The sequence below is a fragment of the Zunongwangia mangrovi genome (genome assembly GCF_900112105.1).
GTDB lineage: Bacteria > Bacteroidota > Bacteroidia > Flavobacteriales > Flavobacteriaceae > Zunongwangia > Zunongwangia mangrovi.
Map to the genome: position 1 here is coordinate 18470 of NZ_FOKV01000009.1, position 14644 is coordinate 33113.

Sequence of the window (14644 nt, forward strand, 5' to 3'; positions counted from 1 at the left end):
AATGTTTAGCAGAAATTTAATAGTAGTTCTTAACCTACGTTAAGTTTTCTTTGGATGATATTTCTCCAAAACTTCTCGAAGATAGGTTCTATCTACGTGCATGTAGATTTCTGTAGTGGTAATACTTTCGTGACCTAGCATTTGTTGTATGGCTCGCAGATCTGCTCCATTTTCTAAAAGATGTGTAGCAAAAGAATGCCTAAAGGTGTGCGGACTAATCTTCTTCTTAATGTTCGCTTTTTCTGCCAGCTGTCTAATAATAGTAAAGATCATCGCGCGAGTTAACTGGCCGCCTCTTCGGTTTAAGAATAAAGTGTCACTGGCCTCAGGTTTTGCATCCTGGTGCGATCTTACTTCATCTTTATAAATATTGATATATTTTATGTTGTAATCTGAAATGGGTACAAAACGCTGTTTATCACCTTTACCGGTTACTTTTATAAAACCTTCGTCAAAATAGAGATCTGATATTCTAAGATTGGTTAATTCTGAAACTCGTAAACCACATCCATAGAGCGTTTCTAGAATAGCGCGGTTTCGTTCACCTTCATTTTTGCTAAGGTCGATAGCAGCAATAAGCTCATCTATTTCTTCTACTGAAATTGTTTCAGGTAATTTTCTACCAATTTTCGGGGCTTCAATAAGATCTGTAGGATTATCTTCTCGATAGTCTTCAAAAATCAGGTAATTGAAGAAGCTTTTTAAACCCGAAATTAACCTTGCGCGAGATCTTGCATTTAGCTCTTTTGCTATCTCATATAAAAATAATTGCAGTGTTTCCTGGTCTATTGTAAGCGGAGTTGTAGAAATGCCTTTAACTTTTAAAAAATTAATAAGCTTGATTAGATCCAGTTCATAACTGCTAATCGAATTAATTGAAAGTCCGCGTTCTAACTTTAAATAGGTAAGGTAATCCTTTAAAATTTGCTCCCATTTCATGTGTTAAAGATACAATTTAAGGTGGTTTAAACTTAGTAATACTTTAGCCTTTGCTAAGTTTTCTTTAAGAAGTGCATGCATACATTTGCCCCTGTAATCAAAAACAAAATGTTATTATGAAGAAGTCAATTTTAATTATTGCTTTAGTATTATTTGGAGCGACTACTATGAGTGCTCAGGAAGCGTGGAATTTTGGTATTAAGGGTGGTGTGAACTTCGCAGATTTTACCGGGGATGATTTTAGTTCACACAATTCCAGAACAAGCTTCAACGTAGGTTTACTTGCAGAAATTCCAGTAGTTAATGGATTTTCAATCCAGCCAGAGGTTTTATATTCAGGACAGGGATATGAGATCTTTGAGATTGATCAGGAAAATTTTGCAGATACAGACGATAATGTTGAGTATCAACTAGATTATGTAAGTGTACCAGTTTTAGCTAAGATCTATTTAGTAGATGGATTAAGTGTACAAGCAGGTCCTTCTTTTAACTTTAAAGTAAATGAAGAAATCGATTACCAACCATTAAGCGACGGTGGAGACATTGATAATGCATATCCAGAAGCTCAGGATTTTGAATTTGGTGGTGCAGCAGGTATCGAGTACAAATTCAACAACGGATTCTTTATCCAGGGTAGATATACTTATGGGTTTTCTGAAACTTTCGAAGATGCAGACGTACATAACTCAGTATGGCAAGCAGGTGTAGGTTTTATGTTCTAAGAAAAAACTGAAAAACAAACTAAACTAACTAACCAAATTATGAATTAAAGCGGAAGATTTTTCTTCCGCTTTTTTGTTGCTCAAAATGTAAAATCAATGCAAAATTGATTAAATTAGATTAAACTTTAATTCATCAATCATGTCTAAAAAATTATTTTTTGCTCTTCTTTTTTTAGTGAGCATTGGCGGTGTTTCAGCCCAAACTGTAGAATTCGGAGTGCAAGCTGGGTATACAAATATTGAAGGAGAATCTTCTAGTTCTTCAGATGATGTAAGCTATTCTGGAAATTCATCTGGTTTTTTCGTAGGTGCAGTTTTTGACTTTACTCTATCTGAAAAATTTCATCTTCAACCTTCCATAAACTATGCGAATGCAGATGAAACAAATTTCATAGTTATTCCATTATTGGCTCAATATTATTTAGAAAATTCGGGCTTTTATCTTTTAGGAGGCCCACAAACAACCATTTTTTTGGATAATTATTCTATTGAGAATATTGAATTTTTTAATGATTTAGGAATCGATTTAGCTTTTGGTGCAGGTTATGGAATTACAGATAATTTTTTCATTGAAGCCCGATATAGTTTTGAACTAACAAATAGATACACTAAAGAGATTAGAGATGCTGCTGGTTCAACAGATATAGACGCAGGTTTTAATGCACTAAGTATAGGAGTAGGTTATAAGTTTTAGCAGCATATAATTATGATTTAAAGCGGAAGATTTTTCTTCCGCTTTTTTTATACCTTTACTTTTCCTCGATGTAAAGAGGATTTTCAAACGAATACCTCAAAGGATTGACCTGAGGGGTTTTTCTAATAATACATAGCATGAAATTACTGATCATCAACGGGCCCAATCTCAATCTTTTAGGAACTCGTGAACCTGAAATTTACGGAAATCAGACCTTTAAAGAATATTTTAATGATCTGCAGAAAAAGTTCGATAGTGTAGAGCTTTCTTATTATCAAAGCAATATCGAGGGGGAACTTATCGATATGCTTCATGATGCCCGCAAAGAATTTGATGGTGTAATTTTAAATGCTGCAGCATATACGCATACTTCAGTGGCTATTGCAGATGCCATTAAAGCGATCGAAACTCCGGTTATCGAAGTGCATATTTCCAATACACACGCTCGTGAAAGTTTCAGGCATAAATCCTTTTTATCGCCGGTGGTAAAAGGCGTAATTTTGGGATTCGGACTCAAAAGCTACGATCTCGCGATACAAAGCTTTTTATAATTTGGGTCGAAATTCGATAATTTCAGCATTAATTTAATTCGAGATTCCTTCAGATAAAGAAGGAATTTTTCATTTTCAATTCGGTATGAAAAAAGCTTATTTAAATTGGAGTAGTGGCAAAGACGCTGCTTTTTCTTTATATAAACTTAAGCAGGAAGACGATTTTGAGGTCGTTAAGCTATTTACTGCAATTAATACCGATGTAAACAGAATTTCGATGCATGGCGTTCGTGTAGAATTGCTCAAAGCTCAGGCAAAAAGCCTTGGCTTGCCTCTGCAATTGGCTAAATTTTCTGGAAATGTTTCTATGGAAACTTATAATGAAGTTATGGAAACCGAAACTAAAAAACTGAAAGCAGAAGATATCGAATTTGCATGTTTTGGTGATATATTTTTAGAAGATTTAAAAGAATATCGAGATGCGCAGCTGGCAAAAGTTGGTTTAAGCGGAGTCTATCCGCTTTGGAAAAAAGACACCAAAAAATTAGTCGAGGATTTTATCGAATTAGGCTTTAAAGCGATCGTTGTTTGTACTAATGCGAAATATTTGGACGAATCTTTCTGCGGAAGAGTGATCGATCATCAATTTCTGGAAGATTTGCCTAAAAATGTAGATCCCTGTGGTGAAAATGGAGAATTTCACAGCTTTGTTTTCGACGGACCAATTTTTTCTGAAGCTATTAATTTTGAAATAGGAGAAAAAGTCCACCGAACTTATCAAAAAGCAGAAGAGGGCGAAGATAATTGCTTTACAGATGAAGAAACCAATTGGGACACTGGATTTTGGTATTGTGATTTACTCGATTTACCCTGAAAACTTTACTATAATTTTCTAACCTGAAATTATCTAAAATAGAAGAACAACCTTCAACTTAAAAATGAATAAATTATTTATAATCTTAAAAAAAGTCTTTTTCGTCTTACTATTTACCATTCTTATTTTAGGAGTTTTTGGATATGTTTACTTATACGTGCTTCCTAAAGGTCCAGAGGTTACCGAAGTAGAGAAACTGAAAACAGACACCGATTCTTTTGTGATGTATGCTTATAAAACAAATGAAAGAAGATCGATAAAAGTTTGGACGTATAAACCTGAGAATTGGAAGAATAATGATAGAATTATCTTTGTAATGCATGGCGGAGGTAGAAATGCAGACGATTATCTGGATGCCTGGAAAAATATAGCTGAAGAACAAAATATACTGGTTCTCGCACCTGAGTTTGCCAACAAGTTTTCAAAGTATACCACTAACGATTATCAGGAAGGTAATTTATTTACTTTTTTTGGAACCAGTAATCCCAAAGATGAGTGGGCTTATACGGTAATAGAAAATATATTCGATCGAGTAAAAGAAACTAACGACATTACAAATGAAAGTTATGATCTCTTTGGACATTCTGCCGGTGGCCAATTTGTACATCGTATGATCCTGCTAATGCCAGAAGCTAGAATTAATAAAGCAATCGCAGCAAATGCCGGATTTTATACCTTACCAATCGAAGATTTAGAATATCCTTACGGATTAAAAAATACTCAGATATCTTTTAATACTATTCAAAAGTCTTTTGAGAAACAATTAATCGTTTTTTTAGGAGAAAATGATAACGATCCAAGCCTTGGAACTTTTAGAGAAACAGATCTAGCTATGCAGCAGGGCGAGCACCGTTTAGCGCGAGGTTCATATTTCTACAAAACCGCTTTCAATTTAGCAGAAAAGAAATCATGGAATTTTAATTGGAAAATTGACACGGTTCAAGATGTTGGTCACAACTACAGAGAAATGTCTAAGCAGGCAGTTAAGTATCTCATGAATTAGTATTCTGCAAAATAATTACATGAAAAAAGCCCTGAAAATATCGATTTTCAGGGCTTAAATTTTTTATAGAATCAAAATCAAAAAGTCTATACTCTATGTTCTAAATTCTATTATCTGTTTTAGATATGGATCACTTCATCATAAGCAGCAGCAACAGCTTCCATTACCGCTTCACTCATTGTTGGGTGAGGGTGAACTGCTTTTAATACTTCGTGTCCTGTAGTTTCTAGTTTTCTACCAAGAACCGCTTCTGCGATCATATCGGTAACACCGGCACCAATCATGTGGCAACCTAACCATTCACCGTATTTAGCATCAAAGATTACTTTTACGAAACCATCAGATTTTCCGGCAGCTTTGGCTTTACCAGAAGCAGAGAATGGGAATTTACCCACTTTAATTTCGTAACCAGCTTCTTTTGCTTGCTTTTCAGTGAAACCAACCGAAGCTATTTCAGGAGTAGCATACGTACAACCAGGAATATTTCCGTAGTCTAAAGGCTGTACATTCATTCCTTTAATTTTTTCAACACAAATAATTCCTTCCGCAGAAGCAACGTGAGCAAGCGCTGGGCCATGTACTACATCACCAATTGCGTAAATTCCGTCCTTATTTGTTTTATAGAAATCGTCTACTACGATCTTATCTTTATCGGTTTTGATCCCTAATTCTTCAAGACCAATATTTTCGATATTTGTTTTAATTCCAACCGCAGAAAGTACGATATCAGCTTCTAAAATTTCTTCACCTTTTTTAGTTTTAACTTTCGCTTTAACGCCATCGCCAGAAGTATCAACGCTCTCTACAGAAGAGTTTGTCATTACTTTAATACCAGCTTTCTTAACGCTACGCTCAAATTGTTTAGAAACATCCTCGTCTTCTAAAGGAACAAGGTTTGGTAAGAATTCTACGATAGTAACCTCGGTTCCCATCGAGTTATAAAAATGAGCAAACTCAACCCCAATCGCACCACTACCAACAACGATCATTTTCTTTGGTTGCTTATCCAAAGACATAGCTTCACGATATCCAATAACTTTTTTACCGTCTTGTTTTAGGTTTGGCAATTCACGAGAACGAGCACCAGTTGCAACGATAATATTATCTGCAGAGTATTCTGTCTTTTTATCTTTAGCATCGGTAACTTCAACCTTTTTACCAGATTTTAGTTTACCGTAACCATCGATAACATCGATCTTGTTCTTTTTCATAAGGAACTGTACACCCTTACTCATACCACTGGCAACATCACGACTTCTTTTAATTACAGCACCAAAATCCTTATCTGGATTCTCTAATTTTAAGCCGTAGTCTTCTGCATGTTTAAGATAGTCAAAAACCTCTGCACTTTTAAGCAATGCTTTTGTTGGGATACATCCCCAGTTTAAACAAACACCACCAAGGTTTTCTTTTTCCACAATAGCTGTTTTAAAGCCTAATTGTGAAGCACGGATCGCAGTTACATAACCACCCGGGCCACTACCTAAAACAATGATATCGTATTTACTCATATTTAGATTTTTTTTAAACAAAAAATAGTTCCTGCGAATTTAAGGAATATTAGCTTAACCGAAAAGTTTTGCACTTACAGGATTCCCTTAAAATCGCCTTTATTTTTATGCTGAAATTTAATTTATGATTGTTTGCTTAAAGTTCGAAAATCTGATTTTTGAAGCTTATTTTTTATGCTGAAATTTTTAGATTGAATATACTTTCTCCTGAAGTAATTCTACGGAATAAAAAAAGGCTTTACCCAAAAAGATAAAGCCTTTATATTTTTAAATATACTGAAGCTTAATTAGCTAATTTGATATCTGAAGTTTTCAAATTCAATTCTTTCATAACTTCATTGTAATTTGTAATATCAAGGTCATTATTAGAAGCTAAATAATCTGAAGGAACAACAACAATTCTAAAAATTTGGTTGTTGGTGTAATCTGTACTTAGGTTACTTAAATCAAAATTCCCTTCGATAATGATCTCAACGTCTGATGGAGTATGATTGTAAACGTATTGAATTGTTCCTTCGTCAAAAAAGAAATTTTGAGGAATTAAACTCCATGTGTCAATAAAATTCCCATCGTTATCCTGAATTTCTCGGTATCGATACACTAAAACTGCATCAGCTTCAGGGTTAATTGTTGCTACATCATCAGGAATTGATATTAAACGTGAATAACTATTGCTATCAGAATAATAATCAAAAGTAATTTGTTCTTCTAATGTATAACCAAGTCCATCAAGACCATCTTCACCTGGAGGCCCTTGTGGTCCTACCTCTCCATCATCTGAACAGGAGGCAAATAAAAATGTGCTTACAAATAATAAAGTGAATATCTTTTTCATAGTGGTAGTATTTAAAGTTTTTAATTATTTTTTAAAATCTATGCTGGCCGAGTTTACGCAATATCGTTGCCCGGTATCTGTTGGGCCGTCATCAAAAACATGACCTAAATGGCTTCCGCAATTGGCACATAATATCTCGGTTCTTATCATTCCAAAGGTGCGATCCTGGATATATTCGATCTTACCGTCTATAGCTTCATCGAAGCTTGGCCACCCACAAGCGCTTTCAAACTTGCTATCGCTTTCGAATAATTGTTCGTTACAAGCGGCACATCGATATTCGCCATCTTCAAAGTGAAGATTATATTTTCCGGTATGTGGAGCTTCAGTTCCTTTTTTTCTAAGCACACGATATTGCTCTTCGGTAAGCTGTTCTTTCCATTCAGCTTCCGATTTCTCGATATTATATTTCTTCATTGGTTATTTTATTTTTCGGTAGGTTTAAAATCCATAGCGACACCGTTTATACAATGTCTTTTTCCAGTAGTTTCTCGTGGTCCATCATCAAAAACATGACCTAGGTGTCCACCACATTTTGCGCAGTGAACTTCGTCACGCTGGTATCCTAGTTTAGAATCAGATCCAAAAGCCACGCCACCTTCAATAGCACGATCAAAACTTGGCCAGCCCGTACCGCTTTCAAACTTGTATTTATTTTCGTAAAGTTCGTTTCCGCAGGCAGCGCAAACAAAGGTTCCGTTTCCTTTTACCGTTAACAGATCGCTTGAAAAAGGACGCTCGGTCGCAGCTTTTCTAAGAACTTTAAATTCGGCATCTGTAAGTTCTTTTTTCCATTCGTTTTCAGATTTAGAAATTTCGAACTTTTGCTTCTTTTTCGCATTTTCTTCCTGGGCGTTCCCTTTGCAGCTTACCAGAGTAAATACGGCAATTAATATAAATAGTAACTTTCTCATTTCTTTTTATTTTGAAAGTTACAAAGATTATGCCGTGATGAACGTTGTGATTTTGTTAATAACATTTTGGTCTCCCAGGATTCGTCGATGTCCTAGGCCTTCGGTTAAATAGAGTTTGCTGTTTTTTAATTGATTATGGATTTCTTCAGCACATTTGTAATGTACATCTACATCATCTTTATCATGAATAACTAAAGTTGGAATATGTACACTTTGCGCTGAAATTGCTCCGGAATAATTATCCATATTTTGCCCGAATTTCTCATCAAATTGCGCTTTCATAAAATAGGCGACCTCTTTATCCATATGAAGGTTTTGTACAAATTCCTGCGTAATTGCGGTAACGCTATTTGCTGTTCCAATAATTACTGCTTTTTCTGAAGATACTCCTTCCTTAATCGCTTTTAAAGTAGACATTCCGCCTAAAGAATGGCCAATAATCGTATGAAACGGTCCGTATTTTTTGCTCAGATAATGAATAGCTTCAATGAAATAAGGCATCATGCTCATTTTTCCCGAAGCTTTCCCGTGGGCAGGAGCATCGAAACTAATGGTACTAAAACCTTCTTTAAGCAAAGCATCGGCAATTTTAGAAAGTTGTGTGCCGCGACCACTCCAACCGTGTACCAGCAAAACTTTTTTATCACTCTTACCATATTCGTAAACCACAATTTCCCTTTCACTTTTAGGTAAAACTTGTGTGGATTGCTTTGAATTTTGATCCATTCCTTGTTCCCGCTGCGGTAATTTATATTTTAAGGGCGTTAGGAATAGTTTACCCGCAAATTTACTCGCAAGATAAGGTGAGATCCAGTTAAGAACTTTCCCGGTATATAAAATGTACCAGGGCAATAATAACTGCTGAATTGGGGTTTTATCTTTATGTTTTTTTGCCATCCTTTTTATAAATACTTGCTATATAGATTCTAAGATTCTTTAATTTTAGAACCTTTTTTGAAAGCTATAATTTGTTAAATCCTACTTAAACAAAACTTTTAAGCGATTTGGCTTTTGTAATTTTAACAAAACTAATCTAATTAACTATGAAAGTAAAGAAGTGGATATTAGTTCTTTTTGTTACTGCTTTAACAGTAGTCGCCTGTAAAGTAAATCCTTTCACAGGAGAAAAGAATTTAAATTTTGTAAGCAACGATCAATTATTCCCATCATCATTCCAGCAATATGATGCCTTTTTGGATAGTAGTAATGTGGTTACTGGTACTACCGAATCCAAAATGGTAAAGAGGATAGGTGATAAGATTAAGACAGCAGCAGAACGCTATTTAAACGCCAATGGATACCAGGGATTTTTAGAGGATTTTAGATTTGAATATAATCTAGTTCAGGACGATCAGGTAAACGCATTTGCGATGCCGGGAGGTAAAACGGTGGTCTATACAGGAATTTTGCCTATAACCCAGGACGAAACAGGTTTGGCAGTAGTGATGGGGCACGAGGTAGCTCACGCATTGGCCGATCATGGGGCGCAACGAATGAGTGCGGCGCAAGCCCAACAAGTTATTGGAGCTGCAGGAGCTGTTGCGCTTAGTGGCAAAAGTCAGCAAACTCAGCAAATTTTTGCCCAAGCCTACGGAATTGGTTCTCAGGTAGGGGTGATGTTACCTTTTAGCCGAAGCCAGGAAGCTGAAGCTGATAGAATTGGTCTAACCTTAATGGCGATCGCCGGCTATGATCCAGATGAAGCAGCCGATCTTTGGAGAAGGATGCAACAAAATAGTGGAGGAGCTTCTACACCAGAATTTTTAAGTACGCACCCTTCAAATCAAACAAGAATCAATAATCTTGAGGCCTGGGCTCCTGAAGCAAAAGCTGAGGCCAGAAAATACGGAGTAACAAGTTTTCAGTAAGATTTTACAAATAAATAAATTGAAAAAGCTGCACTATTGGTGTAGCTTTTTTATTTTTAGTCCATGAAAAATCTTCCAAAGGGTAGTAAAAAACTACTTAACGCATGGGCATTTTACGACTGGGCGAACTCGGTTTATAGCCTGGTGATATCTTCAGCAATATTTCCTATTTTTTATGGAGCGCTTACGATTTTAAAAGATTCTGAAGGAAATATTATTGATGATAAAGTCCCATTTTTAGGATTCGATTTTAATAACGATGCCTTAATCTCTTATGTTACCGCGGCAGCTTTTCTGGTAGTCTCTGGTCTTAGTCCGTTTTTGTCAGGGATTGCCGATTATGTTGGGAATAAGAAGAATTTCCTTAAATTTTTCTGCTATCTGGGCGCGCTATCCTGTATAGGCTTGTTTTGGTTCAACTTAGAAAACCTTTGGTTCGGGCTGTTATGTTATTTTCTGGCTTTAATCGGTTTTTGGTCTAGTTTGGTATTTTACAATAGTTATTTACCAGATATCGCCTTCCCAGAGCAACAGGATAAAATAAGCGCAAAGGGTTTTTCATTGGGATATATTGGTAGTGTTATTTTATTGGTTCTTTGTTTATTAATGATCCTTAAATATGAACTATTTGGTTTTGAAGATGAAGGATTACCAACCCGACTTTCTTTTGTGTTAACCGGAGTATGGTGGATTGGTTTTAGTCAGTACACTTATTATTATTTACCAAAAGGGACTAAAAAAGCAAAACTGACTAAAAATGTGATGTTCAATGGTTTTAAAGAGCTTCGGAAGATTTGGAATTCTTTAAATCATAATCTTCAGCTTAAAAGATATTTGGGAGCTTTCTTCGTGTATAGTATGGCGGTGCAAACCATTATGCTTATTGCTACTTATTTTGGAATTAAAGAATTAGATTGGGGCGAGCAGGATTCAACCACCGGGTTGATCGTAAGTATTTTATTGATTCAGTTGGTCGCTGTTTTGGGTGCAACGCTAACGTCTAGAATTGCAGCTAAGATTGGTAATATTAAGGCCTTAATTTTTATAAATATCATTTGGGCACTTATTTGCGTTTACGCCTATTTTATTACTACGCCAAATCAGTTTTACGTTGCCGCAGCCAGTGTGGGATTAGTAATGGGAGGTATTCAGTCACTTTCTAGGTCTACTTATTCCAAAATGCTGCCCGAAAATGCGATCGATACCGCAAGTTATTTTAGTTTTTATGATGTTTCAGAGAAAATTGGGATTGTAATCGGAATGTTTATGTATGGCTTAATTGCTCAAATTACCGGAAGCATCCGAAATTCGATATTATTCCTTATCATTTTTTTTATCGGCGGAATTGTTTTGCTGATCAGAGTACCGAAGATTAGAAGTTAAAGTTCAGACCGCTTCGCTGTTAGAATATAGAGTATAGACAAGAGAAGAGAGAAAAAAGAGGTAGGAAACAGGATTACATTAAGTTTAATTCTGAACTCTATATGTCTTTAAAACAAATAATACCGATACATTGTAAGATGATAGAACAGAAAAAAATTAAAAATTTTATTTCACTGATTTTTTATTTTGCGGACAAAAGTAATACATTAGATTGATGATTGCTGATTGCTGATTGCTGATTGCTGATTGCTAATTCCTAATTGCTGTCAACCCTTTACCATAAAGAAAATCTAAAAAAATCCCTTCTGTAGGGTAGAAGGGATTTTCATTCAAAAATTAAACAATAATTACCAGTATTTGGAATTAGTACTTTGAAATATCTCCAGATCCTGAAGTTTTAAAATTTTCTTTACTAGGATTACCTTTATAAGAAATATCTCCAGATCCTGCGATTCTTGCATTCAATTCTTTTTCAGCATAAACCATAATGTCTCCAGAACCAGATACTTGGGCACTTACAACAGCTGCTCTGAGTTTGTAAGCGTCAAAATCTCCAGATCCTGTAACGTTACAATCTAATTCACTTGCAGTTCCTATTAATTGGGTATCGCCACTTCCCGTAACTTTTCCGTCAATTTCATCAGCTTCAATTTCAATATTCATATCACCGCTTCCGGTAACCGATAGTGAAAAATCTCTCGCTGTGATCTTATCTTCTGTCCAAATATCACCGCTTCCGGTTAAATAAGCGCCTTCTAAATCTTCAAAAGGAACTGTTACTTTAATGCTTTTGTGTCGTGACGGACTTATATTTACGCCTTTCTCTACTGAAATTCTTAAAGTGCCGTTTTTAACTTCTGTAGTGATGTATTCCTGTAGATTGCTTTCGGCTTGGATAGTTAAATTTCCTTCGCTTCCTTTTACTAGTGCAACATCCATAAAACCTACAAGGCTTACTGCGTCGTAATCTGATGTTTTTCGATTTTCGGTAACTACATTGCCGTTTCCTTTAATACTTTTATCGCTGCTCCACCATTGGGCGTTTGCTGAGGTGATGCTGATGCATAAAATGACTGCGGCTAAAATTGACTTTTTCATGATTTGATTGATTAATGGTTGTGCCTTGCGGCGAATATTTATTGCTGAAATTATATATTTTTAGAATTCTTTTCTGAAGCTTACACTACCGTAACTTGTGGTGATATTTATTGAATTTGAGCTGTTTTGTTTTCCGTAATATCCTGAAATTTCCTTACTGGTATTACGATCATGCTTTTTTTGAATTTCCAGATCATCTGTACCTTTTACACTCCCGTAAGAAGTTTTTACATTGAAGGTGAAATCCATCTCGGCATCAAAACCAAGTTTAATTCCGGCATAATCGGTATCGATATTTACGTTTCTCACACCGTCGATTAATTTTTCGATAGAGATCGAACCATAATCCTGATTTAAGTTTAGTGAAGTAAACACACGACCAATTTTGGTGCTAAGGTAATCTCCGTCAGCTTCCAAAACTTTTACTTTATCTACTCTAAAGCTTCCGTAGTCACAATTGTATTTTAGGCGTTCTACTTTTTCAACTTTCGAGTCGGTATAATCTGCACTTATATTTAGATCTTCAGCTTCTTCAATGGTAAATTCAGAATAATCAGCGTCAATTTCCGCAGTAGAAATAAATCCGAAGTGAGAATTACGGGTATAATCAAAATTCAGCATATTTCGTGATCCTCTTAGCTCGCCAATATCAACCTTTCCGTAGTCACAGGAGATATCTGTATTTCCGTTCACTTTATCAATATAGATCGCTCCGTAATCATTATCGATCACCATATCGTGGTTTACCGGAGCTTTAATTACATAGTTAATTTCCATATTAATGCCATTGCCGCTGCTAAATAAACTGCTCCACCAGGATCTTTCTTCTTTTTGATATTTGGTTTTTGCACTTACGCGGTTTCCATTTTGCTGAAAATCGACAGAAATATCATCTAATTTTTTCTGAACCCTTTCCAGGTCATCGCCATTGGTTTTAATAAATACCTGAATTACAATTCGGTTTTCATCCCAGGTAGAAATATCTACATTTCCGTAGTTATTATTAATATCCAGAATCCCTTTTTGCGATACTTTAAATTCTCTTTTTAATGTTTTCTCTTTGGTATGTCTACCTTCAACATCCCCATTGGCAAAGCTTATTGCCGGCACCAAAAGCGCAAGGAATAGTAATTTATATAATAGTTTCATTTTCTTGTGTGTTTAGTTGTTTAATAGTCTCAATTTGGTCTAGTACCTGGTTTAGCAGGTCGATCCTTTTCTGAAAGTTGTTAATCATGGCATAGATTACGCGTTTATCCTGGCCACTTTCTAAAAGATCTTTTTTTAGTTTGTTGTATTCTTTTTCTAAAGTTTCTAATTGTACGAATGCATCGTTAATGATCTTATTGGTTTTTGGGCTGCGCTCTCCTTCTATAGATTTTAACTCTCTTTCTATAAGTGTGCTGTAAAAATCTTGAGTTTCTTTCATTTGGGAAGAAACTGCAGCAAGATCTGCTTCTTTTGCAAATGCAGGCGTATTAAAAACATTACCAAAAGCTATAAATGCGATGATAAGTGCGGCTGCTATACTGCTTAGCGGAATCCAAAGTTTTCTTAGTTTTCCTGTTTTAGAAGCTTCATTTTTATGTTTCTGTTCGAGTTTTTCAAGAAATCGATCTTTATGTCCAGAATCTGGTTCAGAAATATCAAAGTTCAATCCCTTTAGATCCTCAAAGAATTCGTCATTTTTCATCTTTCATCATTTTTTTTCTTAAACTTTCTTTCGCTCGGGAAATGGTTGTCCTGCAATTGGCATAAGAAATATTTAAAATATCACCTATTTCTTCATAATCATAACCTTCGATTAAGTGTAGTGTTAGGCAAATCCTGTAATTTTCTTTAAGCTCCTGCATGGCTTTTAAAACCATTTTTACTTTTTTATTTTGAGTATCGGTAGTAGTTATTCCTTCATTCTCGTCTGTTTCGTTTTTTAGATAATCCTTATAGCTTACTTCTTCGTACTTCGATTTTTTATTGTGGGCATTAATACTGTTGTTTACCACAATTCGCTTTAGCCAGGCGCCAAAAGAAGCTTCAGCTTTAAATTGATCGATCTTTTCGAAAGCACTTAAAAAAGATTCTTGCATAATATCTTCGGCCTCGGCACTATGATGTACGATTCGCAATGCAGTATTATACATGGCTTTGTAATACCGGTTGTAAATCTCCATTTGCGCACGCTGGTTTCCCTGCCGGCAGTCGTTTACAAGATCGTTAATATGTGTGATGGTTGATTGCAAAAAAATATCTTGTTTCTAGTATAAAGATAGGATGAGTTTCTGTTTGTTACAGTTTTTGAAAATTATTTCAGA

General features: G+C 35.4%; 17 protein-coding genes. 7 read left to right on the forward strand and 10 right to left on the reverse strand.

Translation table 11 applies throughout. The features are described 5' to 3' along the window. Positions 1-39 precede the first annotated feature (39 nt). A complete protein-coding gene (gene xerD, locus BM201_RS15655; protein WP_092544318.1) occupies positions 40-939 on the reverse strand; it encodes a site-specific tyrosine recombinase XerD in 900 nt (299 codons plus the stop codon). A 116-nt stretch (positions 940-1055) separates the two neighbouring features. On the opposite strand from xerD, the gene BM201_RS15660 reads away from it, so the two are divergent. The 5 genes from BM201_RS15660 to BM201_RS15680 all read left to right on the forward strand — a co-directional run bounded on the left by BM201_RS15660 (position 1056) and on the right by BM201_RS15680 (position 4723). Next, positions 1056-1661, forward strand: coding sequence for a porin family protein (locus BM201_RS15660; protein ID WP_092544320.1), 606 nt, complete (start codon positions 1056-1058; stop codon positions 1659-1661). A 139-nt stretch (positions 1662-1800) separates the two neighbouring features. Further along, the gene (locus tag BM201_RS15665; RefSeq protein WP_092544322.1) at positions 1801-2355 is read left to right on the forward strand and encodes an outer membrane beta-barrel protein; all 555 of its coding nucleotides are present in this window, start codon (positions 1801-1803) and stop codon (positions 2353-2355) included. 137 nt (positions 2356-2492) lie between these two features. Beyond that, positions 2493-2906 carry a type II 3-dehydroquinate dehydratase gene (gene aroQ, locus BM201_RS15670; RefSeq protein WP_084842827.1) on the forward strand — a complete coding sequence of 138 codons (414 nt, stop codon included), beginning with the start codon at positions 2493-2495 and terminating at the stop codon, positions 2904-2906. An 85-nt stretch (positions 2907-2991) separates the two neighbouring features. After that, positions 2992-3720 (forward strand): Dph6-related ATP pyrophosphatase, encoded by a 729-nt coding sequence (locus BM201_RS15675; RefSeq protein WP_092544323.1) that lies wholly within the window; start codon positions 2992-2994, stop codon positions 3718-3720. A 64-nt stretch (positions 3721-3784) separates the two neighbouring features. Next, entirely contained in the window at positions 3785-4723 is a 939-nt protein-coding gene (locus BM201_RS15680; protein WP_092544325.1) for a hypothetical protein, read from the forward strand. Positions 4724-4842: 119 nt separating this feature from the next. Here BM201_RS15680 and lpdA read toward each other — a convergent pair whose 3' ends face one another. The 5 genes from lpdA to BM201_RS15705 form a co-directional block, all read right to left on the reverse strand. Continuing rightward, on the reverse strand, positions 4843-6234 hold the full coding sequence (gene lpdA, locus BM201_RS15685) for a dihydrolipoyl dehydrogenase (RefSeq protein ID WP_092544327.1): 1392 nt from the start codon (positions 6232-6234) through the stop codon (positions 4843-4845). 283 nt (positions 6235-6517) lie between these two features. After that, entirely contained in the window at positions 6518-7069 is a 552-nt protein-coding gene (locus BM201_RS15690) for a hypothetical protein (RefSeq protein WP_092544329.1), read from the reverse strand. Positions 7070-7093: 24 nt separating this feature from the next. Next, positions 7094-7486: a peptide-methionine (R)-S-oxide reductase MsrB gene (gene msrB / locus BM201_RS15695; protein WP_092544331.1), complete on the reverse strand. Its 393-nt coding sequence runs from the start codon at positions 7484-7486 to the stop codon at positions 7094-7096. 8 nt (positions 7487-7494) lie between these two features. Then, a complete protein-coding gene (msrB, locus tag BM201_RS15700; protein WP_092544333.1) occupies positions 7495-7983 on the reverse strand; it encodes a peptide-methionine (R)-S-oxide reductase MsrB in 489 nt (162 codons plus the stop codon). 27 nt (positions 7984-8010) lie between these two features. Beyond that, entirely contained in the window at positions 8011-8880 is an 870-nt protein-coding gene (locus BM201_RS15705; RefSeq protein WP_092544335.1) for an alpha/beta fold hydrolase, read from the reverse strand. A gap of 146 nt (positions 8881-9026) precedes the next feature. On the opposite strand from BM201_RS15705, the gene BM201_RS15710 reads away from it, so the two are divergent. Together BM201_RS15710 and BM201_RS15715 are read left to right on the forward strand one after the other, a co-directional pair. Beyond that, positions 9027-9851, forward strand: coding sequence for a M48 family metallopeptidase (locus BM201_RS15710; protein WP_092544337.1), 825 nt, complete (start codon positions 9027-9029; stop codon positions 9849-9851). A gap of 63 nt (positions 9852-9914) precedes the next feature. Continuing rightward, on the forward strand, positions 9915-11234 hold the full coding sequence (locus tag BM201_RS15715) for an MFS transporter (protein WP_092544339.1): 1320 nt from the start codon (positions 9915-9917) through the stop codon (positions 11232-11234). Between the two features lie 363 nt (positions 11235-11597). Here the strand turns inward: BM201_RS15715 and BM201_RS15720 are convergent, their stop codons facing one another. The 4 genes from BM201_RS15720 to BM201_RS15735 are packed head-to-tail and all read right to left on the reverse strand — an operon-like array spanning position 11598 to position 14572. Further along, on the reverse strand, positions 11598-12332 hold the full coding sequence (locus BM201_RS15720; RefSeq protein ID WP_092544341.1) for a head GIN domain-containing protein: 735 nt from the start codon (positions 12330-12332) through the stop codon (positions 11598-11600). A gap of 60 nt (positions 12333-12392) precedes the next feature. Beyond that, the gene (locus tag BM201_RS15725) at positions 12393-13481 is read right to left on the reverse strand and encodes a DUF4097 family beta strand repeat-containing protein (protein ID WP_245758670.1); all 1089 of its coding nucleotides are present in this window, start codon (positions 13479-13481) and stop codon (positions 12393-12395) included. Beyond that, positions 13465-14025 (reverse strand): hypothetical protein, encoded by a 561-nt coding sequence (locus tag BM201_RS15730; RefSeq protein WP_092544343.1) that lies wholly within the window; start codon positions 14023-14025, stop codon positions 13465-13467. Before BM201_RS15730 ends, BM201_RS15725 begins: the two co-directional genes overlap by 17 nt. Continuing rightward, positions 14015-14572 carry an RNA polymerase sigma factor gene (locus tag BM201_RS15735; protein ID WP_175487067.1) on the reverse strand — a complete coding sequence of 186 codons (558 nt, stop codon included), beginning with the start codon at positions 14570-14572 and terminating at the stop codon, positions 14015-14017. Before BM201_RS15735 ends, BM201_RS15730 begins: the two co-directional genes overlap by 11 nt. Positions 14573-14644: the final 72 nt, after the last annotated feature.

Bases quoted from the DNA above. Each gene is read 5' to 3' on its own strand.
- BM201_RS15690 (WP_092544329.1), bottom strand. From the start codon at position 7,069: ATGAAAAAGATATTCACTTTATTATTTGTAAGCACATTTTTATTTGCC.
- BM201_RS15680 (WP_092544325.1), top strand. From the start codon at position 3,785: ATGAATAAATTATTTATAATCTTAAAAAAAGTCTTTTTCGTCTTACTA.
- msrB (WP_092544333.1), bottom strand. From the start codon at position 7,983: ATGAGAAAGTTACTATTTATATTAATTGCCGTATTTACTCTGGTAAGC.
- BM201_RS15715 (WP_092544339.1), top strand. From the start codon at position 9,915: ATGAAAAATCTTCCAAAGGGTAGTAAAAAACTACTTAACGCATGGGCA.
- lpdA (WP_092544327.1), bottom strand. From the start codon at position 6,234: ATGAGTAAATACGATATCATTGTTTTAGGTAGTGGCCCGGGTGGTTAT.
- BM201_RS15720 (WP_092544341.1), bottom strand. From the start codon at position 12,332: ATGAAAAAGTCAATTTTAGCCGCAGTCATTTTATGCATCAGCATCACC.
- BM201_RS15660 (WP_092544320.1), top strand. From the start codon at position 1,056: ATGAAGAAGTCAATTTTAATTATTGCTTTAGTATTATTTGGAGCGACT.
- msrB (WP_092544331.1), bottom strand. From the start codon at position 7,486: ATGAAGAAATATAATATCGAGAAATCGGAAGCTGAATGGAAAGAACAG.
- xerD (WP_092544318.1), bottom strand. From the start codon at position 939: ATGAAATGGGAGCAAATTTTAAAGGATTACCTTACCTATTTAAAGTTA.
- aroQ (WP_084842827.1), top strand. From the start codon at position 2,493: ATGAAATTACTGATCATCAACGGGCCCAATCTCAATCTTTTAGGAACT.
- BM201_RS15710 (WP_092544337.1), top strand. From the start codon at position 9,027: ATGAAAGTAAAGAAGTGGATATTAGTTCTTTTTGTTACTGCTTTAACA.
- BM201_RS15665 (WP_092544322.1), top strand. From the start codon at position 1,801: ATGTCTAAAAAATTATTTTTTGCTCTTCTTTTTTTAGTGAGCATTGGC.
- BM201_RS15705 (WP_092544335.1), bottom strand. From the start codon at position 8,880: ATGGCAAAAAAACATAAAGATAAAACCCCAATTCAGCAGTTATTATTG.
- BM201_RS15675 (WP_092544323.1), top strand. From the start codon at position 2,992: ATGAAAAAAGCTTATTTAAATTGGAGTAGTGGCAAAGACGCTGCTTTT.
- BM201_RS15730 (WP_092544343.1), bottom strand. From the start codon at position 14,025: ATGAAAAATGACGAATTCTTTGAGGATCTAAAGGGATTGAACTTTGAT.
- BM201_RS15725 (WP_245758670.1), bottom strand. From the start codon at position 13,481: ATGAAACTATTATATAAATTACTATTCCTTGCGCTTTTGGTGCCGGCA.